At 47.0% G+C, this 11,661-nt stretch carries 11 protein-coding genes; 1 reads left to right on the top strand and 10 read right to left on the bottom strand.

From position 1 onward, the window contains the following. The coding region (locus CVT49_05590; GenBank protein PKK84096.1) for a hypothetical protein at window positions 1-638 on the top strand (638 nt) is incomplete at its 5' end. Window positions 639-1,768: 1,130 nt separating this feature from the next. Here the strand turns inward: CVT49_05590 and CVT49_05585 are convergent. From CVT49_05585 to CVT49_05540, 10 genes are all read right to left on the bottom strand, one after another. Then, entirely contained in the window at window positions 1,769-2,542 is a 774-nt protein-coding gene (locus CVT49_05585) for a hypothetical protein (protein ID PKK84095.1), read from the bottom strand. Between the two features lie 33 nt (window positions 2,543-2,575). Continuing rightward, a complete protein-coding gene (locus CVT49_05580) occupies window positions 2,576-2,902 on the bottom strand; it encodes a hypothetical protein (GenBank protein ID PKK84094.1) in 327 nt (108 codons plus the stop codon). Window positions 2,903-3,065: 163 nt separating this feature from the next. Beyond that, window positions 3,066-4,703: an L-aspartate oxidase gene (locus tag CVT49_05575; GenBank protein PKK84093.1), complete on the bottom strand. Its 1,638-nt coding sequence runs from the start codon at window positions 4,701-4,703 to the stop codon at window positions 3,066-3,068. Continuing rightward, window positions 4,704-5,771 (bottom strand): tetraacyldisaccharide 4'-kinase, encoded by a 1,068-nt coding sequence (lpxK, locus tag CVT49_05570; GenBank protein PKK84092.1) that lies wholly within the window; start codon window positions 5,769-5,771, stop codon window positions 4,704-4,706. Continuing rightward, complete coding sequence (locus tag CVT49_05565; GenBank protein PKK84091.1) at window positions 5,740-7,020, bottom strand: hypothetical protein; 1,281 nt, start codon at window positions 7,018-7,020, stop codon at window positions 5,740-5,742. Before CVT49_05565 ends, lpxK begins: the two co-directional genes overlap by 32 nt. Then, a complete protein-coding gene (locus tag CVT49_05560; GenBank protein PKK84090.1) occupies window positions 7,007-8,137 on the bottom strand; it encodes a lipid-A-disaccharide synthase in 1,131 nt (376 codons plus the stop codon). The genes CVT49_05565 and CVT49_05560 overlap by 14 nt, the downstream gene beginning before the upstream one ends. After that, complete coding sequence (locus CVT49_05555; GenBank protein PKK84089.1) at window positions 8,124-9,113, bottom strand: hypothetical protein; 990 nt, start codon at window positions 9,111-9,113, stop codon at window positions 8,124-8,126. Before CVT49_05555 ends, CVT49_05560 begins: the two co-directional genes overlap by 14 nt. 44 nt (window positions 9,114-9,157) lie before the next feature. Continuing rightward, entirely contained in the window at window positions 9,158-9,931 is a 774-nt protein-coding gene (locus CVT49_05550) for an acyl-[acyl-carrier-protein]--UDP-N-acetylglucosamine O-acyltransferase (protein ID PKK84088.1), read from the bottom strand. Continuing rightward, window positions 9,924-11,321, bottom strand: a complete 1,398-nt coding sequence (locus tag CVT49_05545) for a UDP-3-O-[3-hydroxymyristoyl] N-acetylglucosamine deacetylase (GenBank protein PKK84087.1) — start codon at window positions 11,319-11,321, stop codon at window positions 9,924-9,926. Before CVT49_05545 ends, CVT49_05550 begins: the two co-directional genes overlap by 8 nt. A gap of 76 nt (window positions 11,322-11,397) precedes the next feature. Further along, a complete protein-coding gene (locus CVT49_05540; GenBank protein PKK84086.1) occupies window positions 11,398-11,649 on the bottom strand; it encodes a hypothetical protein in 252 nt (83 codons plus the stop codon). Window positions 11,650-11,661: the final 12 nt, after the last annotated feature.

The following is an 11,661-nucleotide window of genomic DNA, read 5'->3' as shown; positions in this document are numbered from 1 at the left end:
ACGCCGTCATTCGAGCCTGGGTTTTAAAAATCCAGTTGACTTCGAACGGGCGGCTACCCTATCTTAACTATGTGTCCATTTTTTTAGGGGAAGACCAATGTAACAAATTGACCAGAGAAGATCGGAAGGATTGCGTTAGGAATCTAATAGAATCTATAAGCAATATTGGGCTACAATATGTCACTTTCGCCATCGAGAAGAGACTATTCAATTCCAAGAAATCTGGGCTGAGCTTATATGATTATCTGCTCGCCACCAGCCTGGGCGACATAATGATTAGGGGTAACGAAGCTAAGATAGATGGCATATATGCTATTATTGAGGACGGGTGTAGTCTGCCGATTGAACTTGTCAAAATATTGGGACGTGCGGCTTCAAGACGTAGACTTCTTCCGTTAGGTCATATCAATTTTCTTCCTTGGAATCATATTCCTCTACAGGTGGCGGATATGATTGCTTATGATTCATTCAAGGAAATAGATAATAAGAACCGCTTTCCGAATAAATCAAGGCGGCGGTCATTCCAAGAGATAATTAAGGGGAATCCATTAAACATGTATTTAGTTGATGACAGGTTTCTGGATTGTGACTTGCCGAAAATGAAGCAATTTCTAAATAAATATGGGAAGAAAAAGTAGGTCAGGAGTGAGGTTCCCCCGATTTAGTGGACAGATATATAAGCATATTCATTTTCTTTTTCAGAGTCAACCGGCTGGTGTGGCCCGGAGCTTTGCTCCGGGTTTCTAAATATGCTCAATGATTCTTCTGACGTCATATTCAATTAAATCAATTTTAAGCGATATTCACGACTTATCTCAGCCTGAATTTCATTTATACAAAATATGGTGACCCACTTCCCAAAATGTTACTTTTTTTGAAACCCGGAGCAAAGCTCCGGGCCACGCCAGCCCGCCTGACTTTAATAACAGCAGAAGGCTATGGCAGACCAATAAAATCTATGGCAAACAATTTGTTATTTATAAAACAATAAACATCATATACCGTTACCAGCTTGAAAAAATCAAAAAGCTCTCCATAACGAAAGATGACAATATCGTTTGCTCTTTCTTTATTCATTTTAATAAATCCACAAATCCGCCTATTGGAATAGCAAAATACTAATAGATCTATATCTATTTCAGGATCAGTGAAAAATCCTACACTTGCATACTGTCTTAATGTATCCAATTCATGATAATACGGCGTAAAGAAAGAATGCCTTAGATTAGCATTGTATATACTATCACTTGTCACTATTTGCTCTATATCTGGAATTATGTAATATAATGAATCGATATTGTTGGATATTATATAATCATTCCTAATAATAGTAGATTTTTCCGGTTTAATGCAGTACAATTTCGAATTAGATGCGCATTGACTAACTAATACTAATATTAGTAATGATAAGTATCTCATTTCACATTACCTCTTTAACTTGACTAATATTCAAAATTAATGTACTTGAGTGGCGCGTGGCCGGTATCGTTAAAAAATTGGCGCTTCATTGCCACAGAGTTCCTTTTTTTGAAACCCGGAGCAAAGCTCCGGGCCACACATTTATAAGACTGATTTTCGCAGTTGTCATTCTAAGATGGACTGACCCACCCAAATAAGATATAATTTTTCACTAAATTGGCAAGTAGGAAATTTGGCGTGCCTCGGGTATGGAGATATTTCCATAAACAATATATAAAAAGGGGCGGAATCATGTGTTCCGCCCCTTTATCTTATTCCACAAAAGATTTCTTTGTCACAATGCCCGCCGTCAACGGCGACGGACTATCATGTAAGTAACATCAATTTCCTTCTGGTCAACGCTATTGGTGGTGATTGCTATATGGCCCTCAAAACGCTGTTCTTCGGGCAATTTTGCGATATCAGGCGTGATTTCCAGTGCATATTTCTGTCCGTCCGTAATGGTCCTCTGCTTGATATCCAGCAAACTGTCCGAATCGGTCACGCCGAGAATTTCCAATCGTTGGCCATCCTTCATATGGCTGTCAATGTTGACCGTAAACAGCTGGTTGCCCAGAACAGTGTTGGAATCCGAAATAACAAAAGTCATCGCCATCGGATCGACTTCGACATCACCGATGACATTGGCGTTGATATTCAATACGATTTTCGGCTTGCTGGGCAGCGTCGAATACACCGAGATCATTTCATTCAGGTTCCCGATCGGCATTCCCGGCAATAAGGTAATCTCCAGTTCCTTTTTACCTGCGACTGCAGCAGATTTGTTGACAATCTCCGCCTTAACGAATTTTGACGAAGTCACAATACTGTCGATCTTAGTCAGATTGGGATCTTTAATCAGAATAAAATCTGTTTTCGAAGCGCCTTTGTCTTTATTGACCGCTCCGTAGCGTATAAAGGCAGTCTCAAAATCAAACTCGACCTCAATATCAGCCATCACAGAAATATTCACTATGGGGCTGAGCGGGTCATTAGACTCCACCGTAATAGTCTTACTCTGTTTGCCCTTTTTGTGACCGGTGTCGAAAGTAACTTCAATTTCACCTTCCCCACCCGGGGGAATGTCGGCTTTGGTTAAAACCGCCGCCGTGCATCCTCACGATCCTTTGGCGCGTATTAACTTAAGCGGCGCATTACCGGTATTCTGGATGATAAACTTATGAGAGACTTTCTCGCCCTGCGAAACATTTCCGAAATCAAAGCTTTTTTCGAAAAACATTATTTTGGGAGTGCCATCCTGGGCCGTATTTTCGGCGGTCGCTGCCTGTTTCTGGTCGCCGTTATCCGCCAGAACGACGGAAGCGGCATTTTCCCTCAGTTTGGTTCCGTCGGATTTTCCCTCGGAACAGAACAACAGGCACAACCCGGAACATATAATCAGAAAAAATAATACGGAAAATGTAAATCTTGATCGCATCGGCATCCTCCTGAATCAGCATTCCAAAATCAGGGATCGGCATGATCCCGGACCCGGTCAGACCTGGGATTACAGTAACATATTATATTATAACGCCTTTTCGATTTATACAAGAAATTATTCCAAGAGATCGAAGGAATTTTATATTTTATTTGTCCGGTTTGAAGTCTCAGTATTTCCGGCATTTATTGCGCAGGTGGCGTCCCGAGGCGATATAATTCGGCGGCCGGATGATACTGTCCCGCTTCCAGTTAACATCGTCGGTCTCCGGGTAATCGAGAACATAATGCAAACCGCGCGATTCCTTCCTTCGAGTTGCGGACCTGATAATCAGATCGGCAATTGTGGCTATGTTGCGCAATTCAATAATGCTGTAAGAAACCGGCTGGCTGTAATAATATGAATTGATGGCATTTAGAATCATGCGAACGCGCTGCCCGGCCATTTTAAGACGGTCGGTCGAACGGACAATGCCGAGAAAATCGGACATCAGCCGCTGCAGCGACCGTCGGTCGTGCGATAGAACCACCTTTTCCTTTTTCTGGAAAATCGAAGAGGCCAGCCATTGTTCGGCCGGGGGCGATGCCGGGAAGGTGTTGCTTTCAATATATTTTACGGCATCATCGGCCGCATAATCGGCCATCACGACCGCTTCAAGAAGCGAATTACTGGCCAGGCGATTGGCCCCATGCATACCGGTGAAGGCCGACTCGCCGCAAACATACATCCCGATAATATCGGTCCGTCCGCAGACATCGGCAACCACGCCGCCGCATTCATAATGTGCGGCAGGCACCACGGGAATAGGTTTTGTGGTGATGTCGAAACCGCGTCGCAGGCACTCCTTGTAAATATTCGGAAAGCGTTTTTTTATAAATTTCGGATCAAGATGACTGACATCCAGATAAACATAATCTTCGCCCGATATTTTTAATTCGGTATCGATGGCCCGGGCGACAATGTCGCGGGGGGCCAATTCTTTAAGCTTATGGTATTGCTGCATGAATCGTTTGCCGTCGGTGGTCATCAGAATGCCGCCCTCGCCCCTGACCGCTTCCGAGATAAGAAACGGCCATCGACCTGGATTGTACAGGGTGGTTGGGTGAAACTGTACGAACTCGAGATTGCCCACACGGGCGCCGGCACGGTACGCCATAGCCACCCCATCGCCGGTGGCAATCTTCGGATTGGTGGTATTAAAATAAACCTGCCCGACTCCGCCGGTGGCCAGGAGAGTCACGGGCGCATAAAAACTGTTGAACTCGCGATTACGGGCAGTGAAGGTGTAGCATCCGCCGCATTGACGATGACCATTGTGAAGATAGGTAATCAGATCAAGGGCAATGGTATCTTTATAAATATCAAGATTTACTTTTTCGCGGCATGCCGTCAAAAGCGCCCGTTCAATTTCGCGGCCGGTCAGATCGGCGGCATGAACGACCCGGTTGACGGAATGCCCGCCCTCACGACCGAGATCATAAACGCCTTTTTTCTGTGTAAATTTGACACCGATGCCAACCAATTTTTGAATAACGACCGGCCCGGAGTGCACGATTTCCCGAACGACATCCTCATGGCACAGTCCGGCGCCGCAGACCAGCGTATCGGAGACATGCGACTCGAAACTGTCGGTCCGGGAAGTAACCGTGGCAATTCCGCCCTGAGCATAGTTGGTGTTGGAAGCGGTCTCGCTCTTTTTGGTTATGACGGCCACCTTGCGGTCGGGCAGTAAATCGGCCACTTTCTGGGCAAAAAACAATCCGGCGATCCCGGAACCTATAATGATACAATCGTAGTTTTTTTCCATCTATTTGTTCACCACACTTTCAAGCGCCTTCAGCAGTTCCTTTTCTCCGTTCGTGAATCCAAGTTTCAAGTCAAGATAATATATCTTCCGTCCAAAATCAAAATTTCTCAGCTTAACAAAATCTTTGTATGTAGTAATTACGATTTCGGGGCCCTGTTTATCTATATCGTTCTTTATAAGCGCGGCGTCGGAGGGCGGATAGCTGCAGTGATCGGGGAACTGCCGGTGACCGGCCAGATTATTGAAGCGGGTCTTGAGATAATTCAAAAGCCGGTCAAAACCGCCGATTCCGGCAAAAAAATAGACTTTTCTTTCGGCCAGGCTTTCTATTGTCAGTCGTTCATCAGGAGATATTGCATTTTCATTGAAATACCCAACCTCCGCCAATATTTTATCCTGCATGATCCGACTGACCCATTCCCGATATTCCATTTGAATCGGGCTGAAATTTGTCTTGGTAAAAATGACGGCGTCGGCCCGCCCGATACTGTCAACCGGCTCGCGCAGGGAACCAAGCGGGAAAACTGAATCTTTCCTTATGTCATGACCGGCTTCCAGCAGCAAAATATCATAATCACGATGCAATCGGCGATGTTGAAAGCCGTCATCGACAAAAATTACATCCAGTTCATTATTGTTATCCAGCAATCGCGCCGCGTTGGATTTTGATTTTGAAATACCGAAAGACACTTCCGGCAAAGCATGCGCCATCACCATAACCTCATCGCCAAGATCAAAAATGCTGCCTGACTGCAGTTCCTCTCCCGAGCCGATGATATCTTTATCATGCCGTCTGCCGTAGGCGGATGACACCACCCCGACTTTCCTGCCGATCAAAACAAAATACCGCGCCAATTCAATAACCATGGGCGTTTTGCCGGTTCCCCCGACAGTCAAATTGCCGACAGAGACCACAGCGGCTTTGGTCCTGATGGTTGCGGATGTGAAACGCATTTTCAGGCTGAAGCCCAGGCGATAAAAAAGCGATATAATCCACAAAAATGCCAGGATGGGCCAATAAAGAGGATTACTTTTATTACTTGTTATTTTGAACCATATCTTTTGCATTGGACTTTAATGCACCAAGAATAATCTGTGCCGTACGTTGCGCTCTTGACGGTTCAGCCGGGACATCGGTTTTCTTCCTGAATTTCAGCGTTCCCCTGAAGTATGCAGTTAATTTTTGACACAACTCATTACCGTCACTGACCTGCGCCCCGAAATTACACGCCAGGATATATTCCGAACTATCGACGACGTTGGCAATGGATGGGCCATATAGCACCGGGATTCCGGCCCAAACCGGTTCCAGAATGTTATGCCCGCCGATATTCGTCAAGGTCCCGCCGACAAAAGCGATATCGGATACATGATACAAATCATTCAAGACGCCGATCTTATCGACGATCATTACCCGGCAATCACCGGAACTCTGCTTCAGGTTGGAATACAGGCAGGATTCAAGCGCGCGAGTCGATGCCATATTTGAAATAATATCGATTCGGTCAAGATGCCGGGGGACCAAGATCAATCTCGCTTCAGGGAATTCCTGAAGCAGTTTCAAAAAGCAGTCCAGAATAATTTCATTTTCGCCGTTTCTGGTTGATCCGGCGATAAGAATTCTGGCGTTGTTGTTGAACGGCAAATTTCGCTGGATTGATTCTTTTTTTTCGGCGGGCATTTTAACCACCGGAGCATCGAACTTTAGATTCCCGACAACTTCGATCTTTTCCGGACGGGCCCCGATTCCGACAAATCTTTGTTTATCCAGATCCTTTTGTACCATCATTCGAGTGTATTTGGCCAATATGCCCGACATGGCCTCCTTAAAAAATCGATATCTCCCGAACGCTTTTTCGGACAAACGACCATTAGCCAGGAAAATCGGGATATCGTTCCGGCCGAGAGTATTAATCATATTCGGCCAAATTTCGGTCTCAATAAAGACGGCGGATTTTGGACGAACGGTTCCCAGAAACCGGTTTATAGCCGACTGGTAATCAAGCGGGAAAAAACCGACTGAAATATCACTGCCGGCCAGCTTCCTGGCCGCACTATAACCGGCATCGGTCATGACCGTCAGATAAATCTTCAAGGAGTTGTCAACATCTTTCAGTTGATCCAGTAAAATTCCAAGCACCTTGACTTCGCCCATCGATGATGCATGCAGCCATATATCGACAGGGCCGTCGCCGGGAGTCCGATGCTTACGGCCGAGTCGCTGTTTCCATTTCAGAGATCCGGCCACAGCGGAGATATATGTATATGGCAGACTTACATAGTAAATAATGAAGGTCGCTATTTTATATAGCAGCATCGGCAATGCACCTCATGATCGCTTCAGCCGCCCTTGCGGACGCGCCTGACTCATTCAGCCGGTCGGCCGCGGCATTCAGCGCATCAATAACACTTATACAATAAGGTTCATTATCGAGAAATTTTTTTGCCTCTCCGGCAATATTTTCGGGGCAGGCATCGCGCTGTATTAATTCCGGAACGATTCTCTCGCCTGCCGATATGTTAATGAGCGCAATATTATTGAGCTTGACCAGCCGCCTTGCAATCAAATAGGTGATGGTGCCGGTCTTATAAATAACAACCATGGGCCGGCCGATAATTCCGGTCTCCACAGTGGCGGTACCGGATGACGTGACCACCAGGCGGCTTTGTGCAATCAATTCCCGCGTTTGTCCATAAACGACATCAATCGGAATTTTACTATATTTTATATATTCATCATAGTTAATATTGCCCTCAACCGCCGCAACTGCAAATTTATAATCCCCGGTCCCGGCGATTATGGAAGCGGTTTCAATCAGGGTGGGAAGCATCCGCTGAACCTCCTGAGGGCGGGATCCGGGCATAAGCAGAATAAGCTTGGATTGTGAATCGTATGGCGCCTTTATAAGTTTCGGGGGGATATCATCAAGCAGATAATGCCCCACAAACTCATTGGGAACACCGGCCCGCTCATAAAGCTCCGCCTCAAACGGCAGAATCACCAGCATCTTATCCACCACTTTTTTGATCTGCTTTATACGGCCGCCGGCCCAGGCCCATATTTGGGGAGAAATATAATATATAATCGGAAGGCCAAGCGGTTTGACTCTTTCGGCCAATCTCAGGTTAAAGCCGGGATAATCAATCAGGACGATGGCCTTCGGCCTTTTTTCTTCGATCAGCCGCACCGTCTGATTAAGCAATTTTCTAAAGAAAGAAAACTTTCGGGCGACTTCCCAGAAACCAAGCACCGCCAGCTCGGACCCATCCACCATCTGTTCCTGACCCATCCGGCGCATTCGTTTGCCGCCCAATCCCATAAAAGAAAGTTCTGCGTTTCTTTTCGACAACTCCCCTAATAAAAGCGAGCCGGCAATATCCCCTGACGGGTCGCCGGCGGAAATAAAAATTGGTACAGGTTTACTTAAGATCACCGGAGATTACCCCATTTACTCCGATCCTGTCAATCTCGATGGCCACTCGCAGCGCTTCGGCCGCCTCGGAAGCAGTGACTTCCGGTGCGGTCCCATGCGCCACCGCATTAACGAAACTGCTTAATTCGGCGCAAAGCATATCATCGTCTTTGGACCCGGCTTTGCTGTATAGCAAAGTATGACCCGATTTGCCCAGCGGAATCCGCATCCCGGGCCGACCATCATCAGATTCACCCGCGAGCCGATAGATGTCGGCCTGTTTGTTGGCCAGATCAAGTGAGTAATAACCCGATTTCTGAAAAATGCGCAGCTTCCGCATGGCATGAAGCGAAATTCGACTCGCCGTCAGGTTGGCAACTGCACCGTTTTCGAATGTAAGCCGGGCATTGGCAATGTCACCATTGTCAGATACAACAGCCACGGCGGCCGCTTCAATTTTCCTGACCTTCGACTTTATCAGGTATAAAGCCAGATCGATGTCATGAATCATCAGGTCAAGCACAACCGCCACATCGGTTCCGCGGGGATCGAAAGCAGCCAGCCGATGCGCTTCTATAAACCGGGGAGCAATGTTATATTCTTTCAGGGCCTGCACGGCCGGATTGAAGCGTTCGATATGCCCGACGGTCAGGATTACATTATTTTCCCGGGCGCATTTGATTAAAGCCTTGGCCTCATCGACCGTCGTTGTGATCGGTTTTTCGACCAGACAATGAATCCCGGCTTGAAGCAATTTTTCAGTAACCTCAAAATGTGTGGTGGTGGGAGTGACAACCGAAACGGCAGCGACTTTACCGATAACATCATCGAGATTGCCATAAGCGGTTACGCCAAGGTCATCGGCCACCGCTTTGCATTTTTCACGGTCGGTATCGAAAACACCGACCAGTTCCGACTCCTTGATCGACTTGTACCAGCGCGCATGGTGGCGGCCAAGATGTCCAACACCGATTACGGCCGTTCTTATCTTATCCATAAGATAATTCTATGTTAAAGTTAAGTCAGATTCCCGGAAAAGTCCTATTTCACCATCCCCCGACTGGAATTCTTTATAAATTCAAGAATAATTTTCACTTCTTCGGTCTGTTCAACCTCTTTAGTGATTTTTTCGACAGCCTGGGTCGTGTTAAGTTGAGAGAAAAACAGTAACTTGAAGACCTTTTCCAGAACTTGAACGGTTTCCTTGCTGAATCCACGGCGACGCAGCCCGATTGTATTCAGACCAACGACTTTCAGCGGGTAGCCGCCCACCAGTGAATACGGGCAGACATCCTGCTGAACGCGGAAGCCTCCGCCGATCATACAGTGAGCACCGATTTTGACAAATTGATGAATCGGGACAACACCGCCGATGGTCACAAAATCGCCGATTTCGACATGCCCGGCAACATTGACGGCATTGGCCAATATCACATTATTCCCGATATAGCAGTCATGCGCCAGATGCGTGTAGGCCATGAGCAAGCAGTTTTTTCCAACCACCGTCTCCCCGCTGTGTGATGTCCCGCGACTCAGCATGGCATACTCGCGGATGACCGTATTTTCGCCAATCACAAGCCGGGTTTTCTCATCCCTGAATTTCAGATCCTGCGGAACTGTCCCGAGAACGGCACCGTGAAACAGTTTGACATTGTCCATTAACTCGGTATAGCGGGCAACCAGGCAATTGCTCCCGACTATCACATTATTACCGATTTTTGCGTCGGCTTCAACGATTGCATGCGGTTCTATTGTGACATTATCGCCCAGCACCGCACTCTTATCGACGATGGCAGTGGTGTGTATATTACTCATTTCTTTCAACAATCATAGCTTTTAGTTCTGCTTCGGCGACCAGTTTGTCGCCGACATAGGTTTTGCCCGCCATTTTGCATGTGTTCCGACGGAACATCAGCATTTCCAGTTCAAACCTGAGCGTATCGCCTGGTACGACCTGCTGGCGGAATTTGACATTTTCGAGACCAAGGAAAAATACCAGTTTGTTTTCAGGATTTTTCACCGCTTCGAGAAGAAGAACGCCGCCCGCCTGGGCCATTGCTTCAATAATCAAAACTCCCGGCATCACCGGGTAGCCGGGAAAATGTCCCTGGAAAAACGGCTCGTTGATCGTCACATTCTTTATAGCAACAACTCTCTTTTCCGGTTCGAGCTCCAGAATGCGATCCACCAGAAGGAACGGATATCGGTGAGGCATTATTTTCATAATGCCGTTAATATCCAGAAAAGCTTCCGAACCCGGTTTCTGATATTTTTTGACCAGTTTTTTCTTCTTATATAGAGCGCGAAGCTGCTTAACCAGCGCCACATTGGCCTTGTGTCCGGAACGGGCCGCCAAAATATGGCCCTTTATCGGAACACCGATCAGGAAAAGATCGCCAATCAGATCGAGCGCCTTATGCCGCACCGGCTCATTATAGAAACGCAACGGAATATCATTGATTATCCCGGTTTCTCCAACGAAAGCCTCATCTTTCAGATCCAGTGCCTTGCGAATCCTGTCAACCTCGATCTGCCCCTTGTCGGAGTCATAGATGACCACGGCCGTATCAAGGCTGCCCCCCTTTATCAAACCGGCATCGCGAAGCATCTCCACTTCGGAAAGAAAGCAAAATGTCCGGGCTGGAGCAAATTCCTCGACAAATTCTTTTTCAAGATCGATCAGGGTAGTGTATTGGGTCCCGAGGGCGGGGTTTTTATAGTCAACCATGAAGGTAATCCGGAAGGTATCGGAAGGGGTGACGATAATATCCACCGACCGATCCGGTTCCGAATAAGACATCGTTGAATCAATTTCAAGGTATTCCCGCTCCGCATCCTGGGTTTCGATACCGGCTTCAAGCAACTTCTCCACATATGGAAGCGCCGAGCCGTCGCCGACCGGAGGTTCGTTGGAGGTCAATTCGATTTCAAGGTTATCAATCTGAAGTCCCGAAACGGCGGCCAGCACATGCTCCACCGTATATACCCTGGCCTCGCCCTCGGCGAGCGTGGTTCCGCGGGAAATATCAACGACATGATCAATGTCGGCGACAATCGAGGGTCTTCCTTCAAGATCGGTTCGAACAAAGCGAACCCCGCTGTCCGGAGAAGCCGGCTTAAAGGTCATTCTGGTAGAATTTCCGGTATGAAGTCCGATTCCCTCTAATGTCACTTCTTTCTTTATCGTTCTCTGGTTTTCAAACATACTTTTCCTCGCAAAAATGGATTATACGAATAAGCATACCGTATATCAAGCTAAAAAACAGATTCCCCGGTCAACCCTAAATTTCCTTCAAGCTCTTTGATCGCCTAAACTTACGAGCAACTCGGGCATATTCCTTAATCATTTTCTCCTCGGCTTCGGAAATTCCCTCCATTACAGGAACCCCGATCCGCAGAACCGTCCTGACCATATCGGCCATTGTCCGATCAAAGCGATCGGCAAGAGTCTTCAGCTTTTCCTTTAACTCATAAGAAACATGAATACTAATAACGTGTTCCCCCTTGAGTCTGGATGGCATTCCCTTTTTCATAATTGTCCTCCC

This window comes from candidate division Zixibacteria bacterium HGW-Zixibacteria-1 (assembly GCA_002838945.1).
In the GTDB taxonomy this organism is placed as follows: domain Bacteria; phylum Zixibacteria; class MSB-5A5; order GN15; family PGXB01; genus PGXB01.
This window is presented reverse-complemented; position numbering and strand designations above follow the sequence as displayed.

What these genes read in the sequence shown, in the direction of transcription:
- CVT49_05555 (PKK84089.1), bottom strand. Translation starts at nt 9,113, where the DNA reads ATGGATAAGATAAGAACGGCCGTAATCGGTGTTGGACATCTTGGCCGC.
- CVT49_05550 (PKK84088.1), bottom strand. Translation starts at nt 9,931, where the DNA reads ATGAGTAATATACACACCACTGCCATCGTCGATAAGAGTGCGGTGCTG.
- CVT49_05575 (PKK84093.1), bottom strand. Translation starts at nt 4,703, where the DNA reads ATGGAAAAAAACTACGATTGTATCATTATAGGTTCCGGGATCGCCGGA.
- CVT49_05545 (PKK84087.1), bottom strand. Translation starts at nt 11,321, where the DNA reads ATGTTTGAAAACCAGAGAACGATAAAGAAAGAAGTGACATTAGAGGGA.
- CVT49_05540 (PKK84086.1), bottom strand. Translation starts at nt 11,649, where the DNA reads ATGAAAAAGGGAATGCCATCCAGACTCAAGGGGGAACACGTTATTAGT.
- CVT49_05565 (PKK84091.1), bottom strand. Translation starts at nt 7,020, where the DNA reads ATGCTGCTATATAAAATAGCGACCTTCATTATTTACTATGTAAGTCTG.
- lpxK (PKK84092.1), bottom strand. Translation starts at nt 5,771, where the DNA reads ATGCAAAAGATATGGTTCAAAATAACAAGTAATAAAAGTAATCCTCTT.
- CVT49_05580 (PKK84094.1), bottom strand. Translation starts at nt 2,902, where the DNA reads ATGCCGATGCGATCAAGATTTACATTTTCCGTATTATTTTTTCTGATT.